The sequence below is a fragment of the Bacillus sp. P14.5 genome (assembly GCF_003316765.1).
Lineage (GTDB): Bacteria > Bacillota > Bacilli > Bacillales > Bacillaceae_B > Rossellomorea.
Window position 1 is genome coordinate 1 of record NZ_NIJF01000070.1, and the last position, 19,623, is coordinate 19,623.

The window sequence follows — 19,623 nt, forward strand, 5'->3', positions numbered from 1 at the left end:
GACAGGTAGGAACCTTCCCTCCATCAGCGTTGACCGACTTCATAGGTACTATATCCCTATCCGACTTCCTTTAGGCATTTGACAACCCTCACTTTATTATCGCTTGTTCGTCATTACTCTTGCCGGTTCTTCGGCAAAAGACCTAAAGGATCTCCCGAGTTGCCGTAACATATCAATGTATAGCGTGCCGAGGTCATCGACTCCGAGGAAGTTGTTATTCTCTTGCCGCTAACGTGAATAACAATGTTGCCTTCTATACTCCCGAAAATATCGGCCTTCCTAAATAATGCGCGTTTTCGGAGCTCAATCCCTTCAACCAGTTAGTTTACGGCCCACTACCTCGCTGTCTACGCTTAAAGGCAATGTGTTACCACTTTGCCCTCCAAGACTCGCTACGAGTGAATGGCTAGTTCTTTCTCGACGGGAATCCCACCCGTTATATGTCACGACCTAGGCTCGGTCGCTCCAAGAGTTCGCGCGCATTGAGCTTAATCCTTCTTCTTAAAAGGGAGACGATGATAAAACAGCATTAGAAAGCAACAATCTCTTAGAAAAGTAACGGGTTCTGTTTTCGAGTACAAAACTAACAATTGCACCTCAAAAGAAGTGTCAAATCGCATAGAATTTGACACTTCTTTTTTGTTTATATCACAGTATTTTTGCTAGTAATTCTGTTCAATTGGTAATACAATATGTATTCTAAATAGCAAATGACAGAACTAAGTGTTCTTTAAAATTTGCTGCATAATTCCCTATACATTTCATACCGGATATTAATGTATATGAGATGCAGTTAACTATAATAATGCTAGCAATGATATGATTGGAACGGAAGGTGCGTGACCTCCTGCGGGACTAGCGTGACGTCTAGTTCCAGCGCCCAGCCCCTCGGGGTCAAATAACCTCAAGAGAATAAAAGGAAAAACCACCTTTTATTCTCTTGAGAACATTTGCCTGTCGGGCCTGAGCAGGGCGCTTCCACTTTTGATGACAGGTGAGCCCACGCAGGCGAATCCAGCTCCAGCGACTAGCAGATTTCGGTCTCTCTCCTTGCTATTCTAGCTGCAAGGCCCAACGGCTAGCGTACTTCCCTGCCTCCTCCTTGCGATAAGTCAACATCAACTCACTACGTTTGTTGTGTTTTCTTTATCTCATGCGGAGTCAGTCCAGTCCGTACGCCGCTGAGCGGGGCCTTTCCACTTTATATAGATAAGTCATCATCGAATCGCTTAAGCTCTTCGTGATTCCTTTATCTCATGCGAGAGCCCTACAATCTGTAGGTCGCTGAACGGCCGCTTCCGCTTTTTATGAAGCCGAGGAGGCTCACCGCACGCCCCGCGGAGTCAGGCACCTGGAGTGGAAATCAATTTACCCTTCTTAGCGCGAACCACTTACCAATATATTGATTAATATTGTTTTTTTGCTGTAAAACTTTTAATAGCCGGATTTTTCCCCGAATACTAAAGGTTTTCTCTCGAATAGAGGAGAGCAGCTCTTTTCTTTTCATTATCCGCAGATTATTCCATTGTACTAGTTTACAAAAAGTACCTAAAAAAGCTCAGGACCTCTCCTGAGCTTTTTCTATACTTATACTAAACTTTGAAGAATCCTCCCACTCCCTTGACCATCGAAGAGACCTGTGACATTGCATTCATCATTTGACCAGCTGTATTCATCATTTTATTGAAATCAAGGGAACCGTCCTGGGATTTAAATGATTTCATGATGGTTCCCATCCCGGATGACTGCGGTTTTGCCATAAAACTGCCTTTAGGATATGGATTCATCATTCCTTGATAATCATTATAGATGCCGCCTTGAGAATGATTGATTTCATCGGGCTGTAAAGGATTTTGAAAATACTGGTTGGCATAGTGATTACCTTGAGAATAAATCCCATAGTCCCCAGCCGGATTTTGGTAGCCTTGGTTATAGCCGTATGCCGGCTGCTGCAGGTACGGCGGCTGCTGGAACTGCTGGGGGCTTCCATAAGGAGGGTAAGGCATGGCTCCATTATGTTGTTGTTGGTGACCGTAATATCGTCGGGCAGGTATTCTCCAATTTTGATAGTGATTATGAAATTGATACATTTCCACTCATCCTCCTGACAAAGGAATCTCTGCTATAAAGTATGTTCTTCTCAGAAAAAATGTGCAGGTGCCCGGTTTAGTCTACAGGCTTCCTTCCTTCAAAGACTATTCGACAAATGAAGAACTTTGTCGGAAGTTCCATTTTTCTTACAACTTTAAATATCTGCAATTCATGTTACTATGAGCATGTAAGGGGAAGCGGGAGAAAACCTGCTGATATTAAACGTAACAAGGGGAGGATTCATTATGAATTTGGAAACTATTCAGGAATTATTTCAAGAGAAATACAACTTTAAGCCAGCCTCGTTAAATGAACTTCTGACTTTTGCCCGAAAATGTTACATATTGAATGAAATCACAATTACTGAATACAGGCAGCTTGTAAAAGAAATTGAAGCAGCCTATCCTGCATCCGATTCTCCAATGGTTTCAAACTAATTATATATTTATAGCAAGAGGGGGGCAGATTCAACAAATCTGCCCCCCTCTTGCTATTCCTGTTGTGCCTTTAATTGTTCCAGAACTGTTTGTAATACATAGTGAACAGACTGGGAGTGGCTGATGAATCTTTTGTAGCTTGCTTCAGGAAAAAAGGCTTGAATGGAGATCATCTCCAAATTCTCAGCCGTATTAATAATCTGGCTGGGGTGAAGGTTTTTCGGCCTTTGCTTCTTCATCCATTCGAGAGCAGTTTCCTGCCAAAGATCGATTTTTTCTTTGGCTTCATCGGCGAAAGGCTTTACCTCTTGATAAAAATCGCCTTTTTCTCCCCGCTCTCGAGTTTCTTTATATAATTTCAGGATTTCTCCATTGGTTTCCAGTAGTTCTGAAGTTAATTCCCTGAGATTTTTCACATGACCTCTCCTTTGCTTTAAAACTTCCTTGAGGCAGACCGTATAAGTTTCTTAACCGAATTTAGCTTTATGGCAGCAATATCCTGTTTCGCTTACATGCTCTTTGAGAAACAGCCTTTCAAGAGATTTAAAAAAAGCAGCCTTTGTCAGCTGCTTTTATTGTTTCTTCATTTTATGTGGTTTTGTAAGATAATTCAAGATTATTCATCGCTTTCTCGAGAGATGTTTCTCCGTATAAGCTCATTTTAAGGAGAACCCGGGTCTCCGTTTTAGTATATTTTTTTTCGGCCTTTGCCAGCTTTAACTTTCTCTCATTGACCAATGCATGAGTTTCTTCTGAGACCTTTACACTAATTTTTTCTTCCAGTTCATCCAATTGACTTTCTATATCCGACAGCAGCAGGAGCAGGTCATCTTTGCACACCATTTTAAAGCCTCCTCGAATTTCGTTTATTGTAGTATTCGCCCTTCTCTTACCTGCACCTTCCCCCTTGACAAAACTAGTACTCTTTCGGCAAAGAAAGTCGGAATCAAACAAGTTGAGCAAACTCTTTCGACAGATTACTGAATGAAAACAATGGTGTTTTCGAACAATATAGTGAGGAGGTGTTAAAATCATGACAAAAAATGAAAGCAAAGAACAAAGAGTGAAAGAAGCGAAGCGGATAGAAACGAAAGCTGGTAAAGGGAACCCGAAATTATCAGGTCCCGACCGCCCATCAACTTAATACATTCTGTTTAACAGTGCCGGCGTGCTCATGGATGAAGCATTGCCGGCACTGTTTATTTTACAGGTTGTTTTCAAGAAGTGTCACCGGGGTGATCTAAATTGATGAGGGTTGGGATAAAACTTTTTCACTGCCTGGTTATCCGCCCCTAAAACGAGTGGCAGCCTTTATCCCCTGAACAGTTCTTCCAATTTAATTAATTTGTGAAGCTGTCTCTGCTTTTGGAAAAACCACTCTGTCAACTTCACCGGTTCTTCAAACTTTGACCTCTGAAACCACCTTTCTTTCACTTTTCTCTTTTTGGACCAGTCTTCCAACTCCTTGTGTACATGGTGCTCTTGTTCCTCATAGACGGTTCTTAAAATCGGAGTACCTGTATAAGGGGCATCCCTGCAACAGCGCTCATAATCCCTTCTGGACCCAGTGGGTTCTGTCGAGAGTGCGAATTCCTTAAAGTATGGGTATAGTTCTTCTTTGAACAGAATCTGCGATAATCTGTTTCCAAGCGCAATTCTGCTGTCCAAGTTTCTGAAGTCACTCACACTTGCCCCATAAAGACTCCCCTTCTTTGTAGGAAAAACTACTGAACTAAAGTGAAAACGATCTTCCAGGAAAAACACCTTACTTTTGAAAACCTTGCGTTTATAAACCGGGTGGCGGATCACTGGTTCCTCTATAACATTCTGTTCATTGATAATAAGAGCCTGCATCAACCGGTCCTGGTCCCCTGACTCCCAAAACCTCCTCCACTCAGACTGCATGAAGGAAGACACAAAAAATTCACGAAATAAGTGAAACATTTCTACATCTAATTCCGTCTTATAATGATGTATCAGCAGCTGAGGAAAAATGTCCTGAAAGATCAGCCAATTCGCTCGTTCATAGGTAAGGAATAAAGTCTCCCTGGTTCTTTTATCAAGAATCGATGGAAGCCAGGGTCCTTGGAGATCGCACATATTCCAACCGGCGTTCCGTGAGACCATCGAGGCTAAAAATGACCATTTTATTTCTGGATGTAATAGGTAATACTCTTGATAAGCCTTAGTTCTTGATATATTATCACGGTTATATTTGAATGTTTGTTCGCTAATCACCCCCATAATCTGTTCAGGAGTTTCAGCAAGCGAGTATTCGGGTAAAAACCGGTGAAAAAAGGATAATTTGGCCATATTAACCGCCCCGTTCGTCGTTATAGGGTTATGTTAACGAGATTTAGGCATTTTTATTCACCCATCATCTTGACGTATCTGATATGATATAGATTAGTTTGTGAGGTGGGAATATGAACTTCCATTATCCCAATGGAAAAAAATTTATCCAGAAGGCTTCCCCCGCCATTAAAAAAACGGCGGCAAAAAAAGTCTCCTACAGCAACCGGGGAATGACTCTTGAGGAGGATATTAACGAAACCAATCAATATTATCTTGCTAACGGAGTCGCTGTTATCCATAAAAAACCGACACCCGTTCAAATTGTCGATGTCCACTATCCTCAGCGAAGCGCGGCAGTCATTAAAGAGGCCTATTTCAAACAGCCTTCAACAACGGATTACAATGGTCTTTATAAAGGCAGATACATTGATTTTGAAGCAAAAGAAACGAAGAACAAAACTTCTTTTCCCCTTCAAAATCTTCATATCCATCAAATTCAGCATATGAAACAGGTGGATGAGCAGGATGGCATCGCATTTATCTTAATCCGTTTTTCAATGACAGAAGAAATCTTTTTCATGAAATTCATTGAGCTGTATAAGTACTGGAAGAGAATGGATCAGGGCGGTAGAAAATCAATCAAGAAAGAAGAGATTGAAGCAGATGGAGTGAAAATCTCATTGGGCTTCCACCCCCGCATTGATTATCTTAAGACGGTACATTCATTATATTTCTAAACTCAGGTCTCCTGCTGCAGTACAATAAAGAGCGTGCAGCAAATGTGGAGTAAAGATGAAAGTGAGGATACACACTATGTCTGGTCAATATAAATCCAGGGAAGAAAAACGCCTTGCTCAGCAAAAAAAGGCTAAAGGAAAGGGCAAAGGCAAAAAGAAATCGTTTTTTGCAAAGGCCATCATCAGTTTATTTATCATTGGAATTATCGGGATGCTTTCAGGAGCAGGCTTATTTGCCTACTACGCAAGCAAAGCGCCCGAGTTGGACGAATCACTGCTGAAGGATCCGATTGCGTCTGAGATCTACGATATGAACGGTGATTTGATCACCACTGTAGGGACCGAGAAGAGGGATTATGTAAATTATGAACAGATTCCCCCTCTTATGGAAGATGCGATACTTGCTACCGAGGATAACCGCTTCTATAAACATAATGGAATTGATTTAATCCGTTTAGGCGGTGCAGTGATTGCCAATGTCACCAACGGTTTCGGTTCAGAGGGTGCGAGCACCTTAACTCAGCAGGTCATCAAGGGATCTTTCCTGTCACCTGATAAGACGCTTGAACGTAAAGCACAGGAAGCATGGCTCGCTGTTAAACTTGAACAGGATTACACCAAAGAGGAAATTTTCGAGATGTATTTTAACAAGGTATATATGTCTGCCGGGATTAACGGCTTCGGCACAGCTGCTACCTATTATTATGGAAAAGAACTAAAGGACCTTGAGCTGCATGAGGCAGCCCTGCTTGCCGGTATGCCGCAAAGTCCTAATAACTATAACCCTTTTGATTATCCGGAAAAAGCTGAAAAGAGAAGGAACATCGTTCTCAGCCTAATGCATCAGCATGAAAAAATCAGCAAGGAAGAAATGGAACAGGCGCAAGCAATGCCAGTCACAGAGTCTCTCGTTACTGAGGAAGCAAGGGAAGAACGCTCTATTGATAAATATCAGGCTTTTGTCGACGTTGTAATCGATGAAGTAGCGGAACTTGGAGACTATAACCTGTTCACGGACGGCCTGAAGGTTTACACAACTGTAGATCCGAAAGCACAGGAACGTGTCGAGGCTATTCTTGCAGGGGAAGCGATTGATTTTGAATATCCTGAAAGATTTGAGGAATTGATGCAGGCCGGCATCACCCTCCTAGATACAGAAACCGGGGAAATACGCGCTATTGGAGGCGGCCGTGACTATGGAGAAATCAAACGTGGATTCAACTATGCTGTTGATGCCAAAAGACAGCCTGGATCGACAATTAAACCTCTATTGGATTACGGACCTGCCGTAGAATATGAAAAATGGTCTACTTACCACCAAATAAAAGATGAACCATATCAATATACGGATACTGACATCGATATCAATAACTGGGATACACGTTTCAAAGGAGATATTTCCATACGTGAAGCACTCTGGGATTCACGTAATGTCCCTGCAGTAAAGGCATTACAGGAAGTGGGCCCTGCGAAAGCAGGAGAATTCCTATCAGGTCTGGGAATTTCTTTTGAAGATATCTTTGAAGCCTATGCTCTAGGCGGAACACCTGGAGTGAATTCCGTACAGATGGCTGGAGCGTATGCTGCCTTCGGAAACGGCGGAATATACAATAAGCCGCATTCTGTTCAAAAAATCGTACTTAGAGATGGTGAAACCGAGGTCAACGTCAACCCTGAACCAAAGAACGCTATGAAGGATTACACCGCTTACATGATTACTGACATGCTGAAGGATGTATTAAAGCCAGGTGCAACGGGCATTTATGCAAACGTACAAGGTCTTCCGATGGCAGGAAAGTCAGGAACAACCAATTATACAGATGAAGATAGAGCTAAATACAATGTTGCAGCGAATGAAGCACCAGATTCATGGTTTGTCGGTTATACAACGAATTACACTGCTTCTGTATGGACCGGATATAGAGAAAGGAAATATCCACTCAATCCTTCAGAACGTCATATCGCGCAATATATCGTCAAAGACATCATGAGCTACGTATCACAGGATATCGATACACCAGATTTCAAGAAGCCTAAGAGTGTGGTCGAATCTCCTGTAGAAAAAGGATCCAACCCTGCACGGCTTCCAAGTGATTACACACCGGAAGATAGAATCACCTATGAACTATTTGTTCGAGGGACAGAGCCTAGCAAGGTATCTGAGCAGTTCGATAAAATCCCTGAACCACAAGGCTTGAAGGGAGAATTCGATAACGACAAAAAGACCATTACGTTAACATGGGACTATAATGACGACGATCGAAATCCAAACTTTGAGGTTTCAGGTTCCTTCAATGAAGAAGGTCCCAAAGTCCTCTCCACGACTTCTGAAAAAGGTTTGATTGTTGAAAACATCGCAGCTGACGGCAGCTACACATTCACCGTTACTGCTGTCGATGGAGAACAGCGCAGTGAGCCTGCAACAGTAAACGTCAACGTTGAAGGCCAAGAGCCTGAGGAAGAGCCTGAAGAGGATTCAGAAGAAACTCCTGAAGGTGAAGAAAACGAAGACGGTAACAATGAAGATGATGAAGAAGAAAATGGTGAAGGCAACGGCGAAGGTGAAAATGAAGAGGAAGAAACCACACCGCCAGCCGAAGATGGCACAGATGGAGAAAATGAAGATGACGACGATGGCCAAGATGAAGGCCAAGGCGAAGGTAACGCGGACAGCAACGGTACAAATAATAACTCTGATGATGAAGAGTAATACTAAAAAACAGCGTCTGACTCAGTCAGACGCTGTTTTTATTTGCTCAATTTTTAGGAAATCCTGTGTGGCAATGCTATCCCTCCTCCATCTGGATAGAGGGATGGGTACGGAAGACATACGGCTGGTGCGAAAACCCCTTACTTTTAAAGAAGCTGCAACCTTATTTAAGGTGTTTTCGAACAGCCTGAGCCTTTGCGAATTGCTTTATTTGCTCAATGAACAACTGATCCAATTGTTTGTAGGAATGAAACAAAGACGGCTGATTTAAAACAAACTCAAGCCTTTCTCTGACATTTACCGGCTTTACGGACAGAACCTCCAGTTCCTCTTTCCACTTAAGAGGGTTAGCAGGCTTTTCATTGGTCCAGAATAAATACATTATAAAATGTGCTGCCGCTTTATTCATCAGCACTTTAACTTCATCAGAAGTACGCGCAGCAAAAACGACATTCAGTTGTTCACGCAGTTCCGTCCACGTCTCTTCTGCCTTTTTGATGGAGAAAGGTTCCTCCCAAGGAATCACTGAAAGACTGACATTATTGTAATAGAGAATTTCATAACAAAAAACAGGTTGAAGCGGATCCGTATTTTCATCATCTATGGACACCAGAGCATCTGTATCCATATAGAAAAATGGGTGCTTTACCTCTTCCGGCAGCCGATAAAGCTTCTCCATCACTTCTTCCTCTTCATTCGCTTTTGGCCTTCCCTGCACAGATCCAGCAAAGGACATATTTCACATTGAGGAGCTTGAGCTTTACAATGGTACCTTCCAAAGAAAATCAGCCTATGATGGGTATCTGACCACTTTTCTCTTGGAATTTTTCTCATCAATGTCTTCTCGACTTCAAGCACACTGTCTTTCCACCTGCATATTGCCAGTCTCTTGCTTACCCTCTCAACATGGGTGTCAACAGCCAATGCTGGTTCCCCGAATGCAACAGAAACCACGACATTAGCCGTTTTGCGGCCAACACCTGGCAGTTTGACAAGGTCATCTCTAGATTGAGGGACTTCTCCCCCATGCTCTTCCAAAAGAATTTCACATAAACTTCTGATATTCTTCGCCTTATTTCGGTATAGTCCGATTGAGCGGATATCTTGCTGCAGCTCTTCCAAGCTGACCTTTAAGTAATCTTCCGGTTGTTTATATTTTTCAAATAAGTTTTTGGTTACTTTATTGACAAGAGCATCCGTGCACTGAGCTGACAATAGAACCGCAATGACCAGATCGAAAGGGTTTCGATGGTATAACTCACAGTGAGCATCCGGAAACATTCTCTCCATTTCATTAAAGCAATACTCTATTTGACTTTTATTCAACATAATATATTCACCACTGATCGATTGTTTTTGGATGTGATATCCCTTGTTGCTATTTGAATGCTGGTTTTACCTCTCCCTTATTTACATGGTAGCCGGAAGTGATGGACAGGTCTCCTGCGGGAACAGCATACCCTCACGCGAAAAAAACCATTAAATCCAAATGACACCTTTTAAGCAAAGATGCTACTGCTCAAGCCAATTATAGAATGGGACTGTTTTTTTATCTGATTGCGCAGTCTGGGAGGATACTTGCTGCTTTTGATGCGGCCTGAATTTTTCTCCCTGCTTCTTGGCCTGTTCAATTGTTTTGACGCCATTCTTTTTCCATTCAAAAAGGATACGGTCAATGTACCGGAAGTTAAGTTTTCCGGAAATGACAGCTTCCCGAAGCGCTGCTTTAATAATCACTGCATTATGTTCATCTTGATCGATCCACATGGCAAGTGTTTCACACTCCAAAGGCGAAAGCGGCCTGCTGAACTCCTGTTCAAAAACCGTATACAAGTCCGTTTCCTCTAGAAGAGCCTTTTCCATGCCTTCCCCTTTGCTTTCGTTCAGCACAAATTCAGCCAATTTTGTCCAAAGCGGTTTCAATGAGTATTGTTCATACAGAATTCCGCTGGATGAATTTCCTTCCTCTATGGAAATGAATTGATTTTGAACGAGCCTTCTGAGGATTGAGGAACACTCCTCACTCGAAAAGCTCATTTTGGAGGAAATTTCTTCAGGCGTGGGGAAATCGTTGCCTTTATCAATAAAAGAGTAAACTTGAAGAAGCAATACAAATTCTGATTCACTCAAACCGAGTTTATTGTAATTGGAAAGAAGCAGTTGAGGGATGCTGATAGTGCCCTCTTCCAGCCAACTGACCATTAACTGTTTATAATCCATAATACGTCCACCTCAAATAATAGTATATCATGATGAAAGAAACACTGAACATGGAAAAAGACTACAAAAGTGCCTTGGAAAGCATAGGTACTTACCTAACATGATTATGGTTTAAAAATTTTGCGTATTTCCCGTTATCAAGCAAAAACGACCGCCGAGGAATTAATCGCAAGGCAGTCGTTTGTGTGTGATAATTTCTTAAGGATAAAGTCGGTTTAATAATCTTGGGAACGGGATGGTTTCGCGTACGTGTTCTACGCCGCTGATCCAAGCCACTGTTCTCTCCAGGCCAAGGCCGAACCCTGAATGGGGAACGGAGCCATATTTGCGTAATTCCAGATACCATTTGTAAGCCTCAGGATCAAGCTCATGCTCCTTGATGCGCTGGCTGAGGATATCATGGTCATGAAGACGCTCAGAACCTCCTATGATCTCTCCATAGCCTTCTGGAGCAATCAAATCTGCACACAGGACAACATCCTCCCGATTTGGATCCGGCTGCATGTAGAAAGGTTTCAAGGACGTTGGATAGTGAGTGATGAATACCGGTTTGTCATAGCTTTCAGCAATGGCCGTTTCATGCGGAGCACCAAAATCGTCTCCCCACTCTATATCATCAAACCCTTTTTCCTGCAGGAATTTAACAGCTTCATCATAAGTGATTCTAGGGAACGGAGCTTTGATATTCTCAAGCTTGGAAGTATCACGGCCCAATCGTTCCAATTCCAATTTACAATTTTCAAGAACAGATTGTACAACATGGGACACATACTCTTCCTGCACTTTAAGGCTGTCCTCATGCTCGTAAAAAGCCATTTCAGGTTCAATCATCCAGAACTCAATTAAGTGGCGGCGGGTTTTTGACTTTTCGGCTCGGAAAGTCGGGCCGAAAGAAAATACTTTTCCAAGAGCCATTGCCGCTGCTTCCATATAAAGCTGTCCGCTTTGGGAAAGGTAAGCATCTTCATCGAAATACTTCGTATGGAAAAGCTCCGAAGTTCCTTCAGGGGCACTGCCTGTCAGGATTGGCGGATCTACCTTGACGAATCCTTCTTTATTGAAGTATTCATAGGTTGCACGGATGATTTCATTACGGACCTTCATCACCGCATGCTGACGGCGGGAGCGAAGCCATAGATGGCGGTTGTCCATCAAGAATTCCGTTCCATGCTCTTTCGGTGTAATAGGATAGTCAACAGCTTCATGAATAACCTCAAGGCTGTTCACCTGCATTTCATAACCAAAAGGAGAGCGTGTATCCTCCTGAATCACACCAGTGACATATAGAGATGTCTCTTGGGTAATTGATTTAGCTTTTTGGAAAATCTCTTCTTCGACTTCGCTCTTCACGACAACTCCCTGTATGAAGCCTGTACCATCTCTAAGTTGCAGGAATGCGATCTTGCCGCTTGACCTTTTGTTCGCAAGCCATGCGCCGATTGTCACTTCTTCTCCAACATGCTTATTCACTTCTGCAATTGTTGTTTTCACGTTTAATTCCCTCCAAAAACTCAACACTCTTATGTATCAATTTCTTTTTATTATACATATCCACCCATACCCTAGCAACACAGAAAACACGGCAAGGGGTTTTTCATCAGGACGAGCGGCAGAAAACCTGCCGCCCAAACTTGTTATTTAGTTGGATTTCTTTATTTTTGAGTAACAAAAGAATGGATTCTTTTTAATGCTTCTTCAAATAAATCAAGAGATGTTGCGTACGACAACCTGATATTATCCGGTGAACCGAATCCGGAACCAGGAATTACAGCGACCTTTGCTTCTTCTAGCAGAGCTTTCGTAAAGGAGTCAACTGACTCATAACCTGTCAGCTCTGCGGCTTTTTTTACATTCGGAAAAAGATAAAAGGCTCCCTGGGGCTCAATACAGTTGAATCCAGGAATCGCATTCAGCTTTTCGATGACGGTGCCCAAGCGGTCCTGGAAAGCTTGTCTCATATCTTCGACAGGCTCTTGTGTACCCTCATATGCGGCAATCGCACCATGCTGGGAAGTTGTCGTCGGATTGGAAGTTGAATGGCTGGCAAGGTTTGTCATCGCTTTGATAAGCTGGGCATCTCCTGCTGCATAACCAATTCTCCAGCCTGTCATGGAATGTGACTTCGATACTCCGTTTATGACAATTGTCTGCTCTTTTAATTCGGGAGAAATCTCTGCAATTGACACATGTTTATTTTCCCCATATATGAGCTTTTCGTAAATTTCATCAGAAACAATCAGGATGTTATTCTCCAGACAGACTCTGCCGATAGCTTCCAGTTCTTCCCTGCTGTACAACATGCCTGTCGGGTTGCTTGGTGAATTGATGATGACAGCTTTGGTTTTATCGGTCACAGCCTCTTGAAGCTGTGCAGGAGTGATTTTGTACTCATTTCCTTCTTTTCCTTCGATGAATACCGGGTTACCCCCTGCCAGTTTAACTTGTTCAGGATAGCTTACCCAGTAAGGAGTGGGAATGACTACTTCATCCCCATCATTAAGAAGGACTTGAAATAAAGTGTACAATCCGTGTTTCGCACCGTTTGTTACAATGACCTGGGAGGGTTCGTAAGAGATCCCTTGATCCTTTTTAAATTTGTTGATGATGGCTTCCTTTAATTGCGGCAAACCGCCGGCAGGAGTATATTTGGTATGTCCCTTATGCATTGAATCAGTGGCAGCAGTCATGATATGTTCAGGGGTATTAAAGTCCGGTTCCCCTGCACCAAGCCCAATAACATCTATGCCCTGTGATTTCATTTCTTTTGCCTTTGCCGTAATGGCAAGGGTTGTGGATGGTGTTAAAGCACTGACTCTCTGTGCCAATTCCAATTTCATCTACATTTCCCCCTATTAAAGATTTTCAATCTTCCTCCACCACTCTCCTGTTTCAAACAGAAGGTAGTAATAGTTTAGATAGTCATTTTCATCAAGATACGTCATTTCCCATACAGGCCCTACACTTTCCATTCCTAATTTAACAGACAGGATTTTTGCAACATCATTTTCTTGATTCAGTTTATTAATCGCGTCTTCTTTCGAAATTCCATCAGCCCATTTTTTGACAATAATCTCTTCATCTTTATCCGGAACCCATAAGATGATTCTTTCACCGGCAGCATTCTCACCGGTAATGACAATGTATGACTTATTGCCATTATATAAAGTAACATCTTCTGTTGACTTCAATTCCGTTTCTGCTTCAGCTCTTTGAAGGGCAGCGTCTGCCTTTTCATTAACAGGGGAACGGGCATTCAGGAAAACGGCTGCCATTGCTCCAACAACTACAACTAGTATTATCACTGATAAAAATATAAATTTTTTCATTTCATCACTTCTTTATGTACGATATATTGTAAAGACTGCCTGTTCCTGGTCTTCGGGATCCAAGGCCAGACCAAACATCAGATCTCTTTCTTTCAATGTGCGGTTTAAAGCGTCCACCACTTTATAAAAATCAGGCGAGTGCTGAATTTTGACCGTGGATAAAACTTCTATTTTACTTTCCAACGAAAATCCCCCTTACATCACAAAAATTGTTATTAATATTTGAAAAGCATTTAGACACAATAACATTAGAACCATTACTCATTATAACAGCAAATAAGCTTAAATCCGAACACAACCAAACAAAAAACTCTATTCCACACACATTTCTTCAGAGGGCTGCCAGAACAGTCCTCTTTTTCATTGGCTGTTTTCTCATAAATTGTTGCTTTCGGAAAAATCCAAAAGCCGGATTTTTCCCCGGATACTAAAGTTTTTCCTTTATTCTGGGTGAGTAGCTCTTTTCTTTATTTTTTCTCAGAATATCATGGGGGAAATTTGACGTTACCTCACCAAATTCATATTTAATAGCAACAAAGTTTACGAAAAGAGCCTTTTCATTTTTTAATCAGCCCAGCACCTGGTTTTCCTCCGGGAAGGTAATCACTTCATAATTATTTTTGTTGAATTTTATCGTAATAAGCCCATGCTGGCCAGTGAAATAAACATCAATCCAGCTTTCGTGGAAAAGTTCAAGCTGATCTGTATTCATGTACTTTTTCTTCTCACGATAAAAAATGGCTGTTTGAGGATCGATGTGATTCAACAGCCTTTCCGATAAAAGCTCAGCTTTATTATACAACGGAACTTTTAGTATATTGACATCACTTAACTGCTCATTGATTAAACCGGCTTCAGAATCCGCGGAATTAGAACTCAGCCAAAGGAAACGATGAGGCGGAGAGGTGATCGTGAAATCAAGCCCTTCATCTTCCAAGCTGCCTTCATACATGACGTCTATGACAGTCTTTTGATTCAGGTTGATCTTTTTTCTTTTTCCAGAGGCCGTACCGGCAAATCAAGACCAGTAAATCCCGGGGCAAGCTTGACACCTGTAAAAATTTGTTCCACTCCCCGTTTTTCAATGATAGAGTTAATCGCATCCTTGTGGAATTCCTTTATATCAGTGATTAAAATTCCATTGATCTTTTTAATACCATACTTATCTAAAGTGGAAAAAAGGGACTCGGACTGATTAATTTCGCCGGTGTTGATTAAGTAATTAACTTCATCCGGAAGGTGGATAATTGCAACTTCCCCTTTTTCGAAGGGAAGGAAAGTCAGGGCAAACTCATCAGGCTTTAACTTCAAGTCAACCTGCGGGCCGGCTGCTATTATATTCCCTTCAAAGGAAAGAAAAAACATTAAAATCAGGAGTGCCAAGATAAAGCGTTTCAAGACTAACATACCTCCTATTTCACTTCTACATTTAGAGTACGTTAATCATGAAATTTTATCCCGTTAAGTCGCAGGGTGATTCTACAACCACTCCTCGATCAATTCCACCATTTCATTGAGTTCTCCTTGACGGACAGGCATCTCCGGGATTGATTCCAGAAAAGCTTTTCCGTACCTGGCTGTAATGATCCTTCTGTCGAATACAATGACGATGCCTCTATCTGTGCTGCGTCTGATTAAGCGGCCGACACCCTGCTTGAAACGGAGTATAGCTTCAGGAAGCGAATAATGTGAAAACGGGTTCTTTCCTTCAGCTTTCAAGAAATCACTTTTAGCCTGCGCAACTGGTTCATCGGGAGGTGAAAACGGTAGTCTTACCAATACTAGACAAGAAAGATCTTCTCCGGGAATATCAACACCTTCCCAAAAGCTGCTCGTTCCAAAAAGTATAGCTTTGTCAAACCTCTGGAAATTTTTAGTGAGCCTTGTTCTGCTTCCGCTGGAAATTCCTTGTGCCATCAACACAAAGTCATCCAGGAGACCGCTGTCTTTCATTAAATCATGCGTCTTCCTGAGCATATCAAAAGCGGTAAACAAAACCAGCATTCTTCCCTTTGTAGCCTGGGCCACTCCAATTAAATGTGTCGATATGGCTTCCACATATTCATCCAAAGAGACGTTCTGGATTTCTGGAACATCTGTTGGAATGAACAGCTTGGTCATCTCGTTATAATTAAACGGCGAAGAAATACGGATAGAATCCACTTTTTGGCGTGACAAACCTACTTCTTCCTGAAAATAATTGAAAGAATTTTGGACTGTCAAGGTTGCCGATGTCATAATCGCACATTTTTTTTCATCAAAAAACGAGCTCTTCAGCTTCTCCCCAACCGCTGCGAGCTGAGACTGGATTAACAGACTGTTAGGCAGTGAACGCAAATCGCCTTCCAGCCATATCACATCGTTGTCTGAAGGGAACATAAAAACTTCCCGGAAATTCAACCTCAGTTCAGCCCATTCAACCAGGAAGCTGTACATTTCCTCCAAAGAAGCCTTTTCGGAATCATCCAGGGAATTTTCTTTTTCCTTCAACATTTGCAAGCGGCTTTCCATTTCTCCCTCCAGCCTCTTCATTTGAGAGACCACTCGTTCGACAGACATAACCGCCGGCCTCCACTCATTTGAGTTCAAAAGTGAATGTGTAAGCCTCATTTGGATCTTCTGAATCCCTTTTCTCCTTTTTGCCTGTTTTAGGAAAAGGGCTGTAATGATCGAAAAGCACTCTTCGATTTCTCTGTAAAAATCATTGACATACCGGTCAAGCTCAAAAGAATGAAGCCCCGGCTTAAGGGCATATTTGTCAATCATATTTTCCATTTTGAAAAAGAGCTGTTTTTGGTCGATAGCCCCAAGCTGTCCAATGACAAACTTCACCGATAGATAATCGATTATCTTGCCAAAGTGGCTCCTTGCCGACTTTTCCAAATGATGAGCTTCATCAATAATGACCGTTTCATATCCTGGAAGGAGCTTCCTTTCACTGACCAGGTCAGCAAGCAGCATTGAATGGTTGGTGACAATCAGGTCCGCACTCTTGGACAGATTCCGGGCGTGAAGATAAAAGTCCCTGCTGATCCAAGGGTCCTTATCGATATGCCAGCCGTCATGGCGAAGCCTGTTCCAAAACAACCTTCCTCCGCTTGTCAAATTAAGCTCATCAACATCCCCGGTTTCCGTTGAAGTCAACCAGACGAGAATCTGCATTTTCGTAAGAGCTATATCATAATGATTCTCTTCCTCTGACAACGACTGCTCAAATTTGAACAGATTCAAATAGTGATTTTTCCCTTTTAACAGGACCGCATTGAAAGGGAAGTCCAGCATCTCTCTGAGGAATCGGACCTCCTTTTCCAGCAGCTGTTCCTGAAGCTGGATGGTATAAGTGCTTAACACCACAGGAATCCCTTCCTGTTTGCTGTGAAAAATCGCAGGCAGAAGATATCCTAACGACTTTCCGACACCCGTACCCGCCTCAATAATGATGTGCTTATTTTCTTTCATTGCTTCATAAGCTTTATCCATCATCAAGAATTGGCCATCCCTTTTTTCAAATGAAGCTAAAGCAGTGGATAACAAATCTATTTTGTCTTCATCCTTATTGGGATAGACTGCCTCTGAAGGATCGATACGCACATACGGCTGAACGTTTTTCTTTCTAATAGCAATCCCCTTGAAAACCTCAAGTTCCCGATCAATGTCTCCAATTGACTTCCTCTTTTGGGTAAGGATATTAGAAAAAAGCAAAGATAAGTCACTTTTCAACCAGTTGGACAGCTTCTCCAGTTGCTCAAGTGTCACGAGCGGAAGTTCTGCAAGCTTCTTAATAAAATGGATAAGCAATTCTGCTGTAACCAAAGCATCACTATCAGCTTGATGCGGCCGGCTGTGATCAAATGAAAAGCGGTCGGAAAGTTCCGTGAGCTTATAACTGTCTGCAGTCGGAAGAGTGATCTTCGCAAGCTCGACAGTATCAAAGGAGGGGCCGGAAAATGTATTATAGCCTGCCTCTTCCAATTCCGCCTGAAGGAACCCCAAATCAAACTGGACATTGTGAGCACAAAAAACAGCCCCGTCCAACAGCTCCAAAACTTTTGGAGCTATCTCGGAAAAATCAGGGGCATCCTTCACCATTTCACCATTAATCCCGGTCAATTCCTCTATGAATGAAGGAATCCTCACTCCAGGATTAACAAAAGTAGTATACGAATCTACAACAGCTCCATCCTGGACCACCATTGCAGCTAATTGAATCATTTTATCTCCCTTTTTCGGGGAGTTACCTGTAGTTTCCAAATCCACTACAACTATTTTATGAGGTACCATAAAATCACACAGCCTTTATCATCTCTTTATCTTCACAAGTGTACCATAATTCCTTGGAGCAGAGCCAGAAGAGTGGTGGCTGATATACTTGTTAGCTGGTGCCTGATTTGAATGCCTTATTCTTTTAGGCTCTTTTCGTAAACTTAGTGGCTATTTAATACTAATTCCCGAGAAAAACAACCTTAATTCTCCGGAATAACCTAGTTAACATGAAAAGAAAAGAGCTGATCCCTCCGATTAGAGTGAAAACCCTTAGTACCCGGGGATATCCGAGAGCAACAATGTATAGGAAGAAAGCCTTCTTCTAAAATCAGAATAAGCGTTTTATTTAGAGATCCACCGTTTTTTTGTCACCAGGACAACGCTTGTCTTCTAGCGGGTTGAGGGATACATGGATCATAACTTTTTAGCCGTGATATGTACCTACCTCACGCTGGTGGATACATGAGTTCTAGAATTTCGGATGAGATGTGTATCTACCTCGCACTGGTGGATACATGAGTTCTGGTATTTTGACTGAGTTATGTATCCACTACACACTTCTGGGTACATGAGTAACTGGTTTTCGCGTGAGATATGTATCCACTCTGCACTTCTGGGTACATAAGGTGCACACTTTCGGACAAGATATGTATCTACCTCACGCAGGTGGATACATGAGTTCTGGTATTTTGACTGAGATATGTATCCACCTTGCACTTCTGGGTACATAAGGTACACACTTTCGGACAAGATATGTATCTACCTCGCGCTGGTGGATACATGAGTAACTGGTTTTCGCGTGAGATGTGTATCCACCTCGCACTTCTGGGTACATAAGGTACACACCTTCAGCCAAGATATGTATCTACCTCGCACTGGTGGATACATGAGTTCTGGTATTTGACTGAGTTATGTATCCACTCCGCACTTCTAGATACATAAGGTGCACACTTCGACCAAGATATGTATCTACCTCGCGCTGGTGGATACATGAGTAACTGGTTTTCGCGTGAGATATGTATCCACCTTGCACTTCTGGGTACATAAGGTACACACCTTCAGCCAAGACATGTATCTACCTCGCACTGGTGGATACACGAGTTCTGGTATTTTGACTGAGATATGTATCCACTCCGCACTTCTGGGTACATAAGTATCTGGTTTTCGATTGAGATATGTACCCACTCCGCACTTCTGGATACATGAGTAACTGGTTTTCAGCCGAGACATGTATCTACCTCGCGCTGGTGGATACATGAGTCCTGGAATTTCGGCCGTGCTATGTACCCACTCCACCCTCCTAGATAAACGAGTCCCGTCGTATCTCTAATCAAAATATGTATCCAAGCCCAGCTTTTGAAACTTCCATATACGAATAAAGAAAAGGACGAAACCATAAACGATTTCGTCCTCCATTAATAAGGATTATACTTTCACTTCGTAACGGAGAACCATAAGATTCCCGAGGTATTTAAAAAAGCTCTTTTCTAAAAGATGGTTGCTTTTGAATGGTATTTTATACTCCTACTCCTTTTAGGCAGAAG

The 19,623-nt window shown here is 42.3% G+C and carries 17 protein-coding genes; 3 read left to right on the forward strand and 14 right to left on the reverse strand.

Going from position 1 to position 19,623, the window contains the following annotated elements:
* Nucleotides 1–1,592: 1,592 nt before the first annotated feature.
* Entirely contained in the window at nucleotides 1,593–2,090 is a 498-nt protein-coding gene (locus tag B9Z54_RS11905; RefSeq protein WP_240189898.1) for a YppG family protein, read from the reverse strand.
* Between the two features lie 246 nt (nucleotides 2,091–2,336).
* Between B9Z54_RS11905 and yppF the strand changes: the two genes are divergently transcribed.
* Nucleotides 2,337–2,528, forward strand: a complete 192-nt coding sequence (yppF, locus tag B9Z54_RS11910; RefSeq protein ID WP_113928613.1) for a YppF family protein — start codon at nucleotides 2,337–2,339, stop codon at nucleotides 2,526–2,528.
* Nucleotides 2,529–2,581: 53 nt separating this feature from the next.
* On the opposite strand, the gene B9Z54_RS11915 is transcribed toward yppF, so the two are convergent.
* From B9Z54_RS11915 to B9Z54_RS11925, 3 genes are all read right to left on the reverse strand, one after another.
* A complete protein-coding gene (locus B9Z54_RS11915; RefSeq protein WP_113928614.1) occupies nucleotides 2,582–2,944 on the reverse strand; it encodes a YppE family protein in 363 nt (120 codons plus the stop codon).
* Between the two features lie 172 nt (nucleotides 2,945–3,116).
* Nucleotides 3,117–3,371: a DUF5446 family protein gene (locus B9Z54_RS11920; protein ID WP_113928615.1), complete on the reverse strand. Its 255-nt coding sequence runs from the start codon at nucleotides 3,369–3,371 to the stop codon at nucleotides 3,117–3,119.
* 468 nt (nucleotides 3,372–3,839) lie between these two features.
* On the reverse strand, nucleotides 3,840–4,841 hold the full coding sequence (locus tag B9Z54_RS11925) for a DUF2515 family protein (protein WP_113928616.1): 1,002 nt from the start codon (nucleotides 4,839–4,841) through the stop codon (nucleotides 3,840–3,842).
* 113 nt (nucleotides 4,842–4,954) lie between these two features.
* Here B9Z54_RS11925 and recU point away from each other — a divergent pair, with 113 nt between their 5' ends.
* Entirely contained in the window at nucleotides 4,955–5,560 is a 606-nt protein-coding gene (gene recU, locus B9Z54_RS11930; protein WP_113928617.1) for a Holliday junction resolvase RecU, read from the forward strand.
* 76 nt (nucleotides 5,561–5,636) lie between these two features.
* Nucleotides 5,637–8,270, forward strand: a complete 2,634-nt coding sequence (locus tag B9Z54_RS11935; RefSeq protein WP_240189899.1) for a PBP1A family penicillin-binding protein — start codon at nucleotides 5,637–5,639, stop codon at nucleotides 8,268–8,270.
* Nucleotides 8,271–8,433: 163 nt separating this feature from the next.
* Here the strand turns inward: B9Z54_RS11935 and B9Z54_RS11940 are convergent, their stop codons facing one another.
* The 10 genes from B9Z54_RS11940 to dinG form a co-directional block, all read right to left on the reverse strand.
* Nucleotides 8,434–8,949: a YpoC family protein gene (locus B9Z54_RS11940; RefSeq protein WP_113928619.1), complete on the reverse strand. Its 516-nt coding sequence runs from the start codon at nucleotides 8,947–8,949 to the stop codon at nucleotides 8,434–8,436.
* Complete coding sequence (nth, locus tag B9Z54_RS11945) at nucleotides 8,949–9,599, reverse strand: endonuclease III (RefSeq protein ID WP_113928620.1); 651 nt, start codon at nucleotides 9,597–9,599, stop codon at nucleotides 8,949–8,951. The genes B9Z54_RS11940 and nth overlap by 1 nt, the downstream gene beginning before the upstream one ends.
* A 183-nt stretch (nucleotides 9,600–9,782) precedes the next feature.
* Nucleotides 9,783–10,490 (reverse strand): DnaD domain-containing protein, encoded by a 708-nt coding sequence (locus B9Z54_RS11950; RefSeq protein ID WP_113928621.1) that lies wholly within the window; start codon nucleotides 10,488–10,490, stop codon nucleotides 9,783–9,785.
* Nucleotides 10,491–10,688: 198 nt separating this feature from the next.
* A complete protein-coding gene (asnS, locus tag B9Z54_RS11955) occupies nucleotides 10,689–11,981 on the reverse strand; it encodes an asparagine--tRNA ligase (RefSeq protein WP_113928622.1) in 1,293 nt (430 codons plus the stop codon).
* Nucleotides 11,982–12,142: 161 nt separating this feature from the next.
* Nucleotides 12,143–13,327: a pyridoxal phosphate-dependent aminotransferase gene (locus B9Z54_RS11960; protein ID WP_113928623.1), complete on the reverse strand. Its 1,185-nt coding sequence runs from the start codon at nucleotides 13,325–13,327 to the stop codon at nucleotides 12,143–12,145.
* A gap of 15 nt (nucleotides 13,328–13,342) precedes the next feature.
* On the reverse strand, nucleotides 13,343–13,816 hold the full coding sequence (locus B9Z54_RS11965) for a cell wall elongation regulator TseB-like domain-containing protein (protein WP_113928624.1): 474 nt from the start codon (nucleotides 13,814–13,816) through the stop codon (nucleotides 13,343–13,345).
* Nucleotides 13,817–13,828: 12 nt separating this feature from the next.
* Nucleotides 13,829–13,999, reverse strand: a complete 171-nt coding sequence (locus tag B9Z54_RS11970; RefSeq protein WP_113928625.1) for a YpmA family protein — start codon at nucleotides 13,997–13,999, stop codon at nucleotides 13,829–13,831.
* A gap of 385 nt (nucleotides 14,000–14,384) precedes the next feature.
* A complete protein-coding gene (locus tag B9Z54_RS11975; RefSeq protein WP_113928626.1) occupies nucleotides 14,385–14,768 on the reverse strand; it encodes a ComEC/Rec2 family competence protein in 384 nt (127 codons plus the stop codon).
* Nucleotides 14,769–14,791: 23 nt separating this feature from the next.
* Entirely contained in the window at nucleotides 14,792–15,214 is a 423-nt protein-coding gene (locus tag B9Z54_RS11980; RefSeq protein ID WP_113928627.1) for a hypothetical protein, read from the reverse strand.
* An 81-nt stretch (nucleotides 15,215–15,295) separates the two neighbouring features.
* Nucleotides 15,296–18,097, reverse strand: coding sequence for an ATP-dependent DNA helicase DinG (dinG, locus tag B9Z54_RS11985; protein ID WP_113928628.1), 2,802 nt, complete (start codon nucleotides 18,095–18,097; stop codon nucleotides 15,296–15,298).
* Nucleotides 18,098–19,623 lie beyond the last annotated feature (1,526 nt).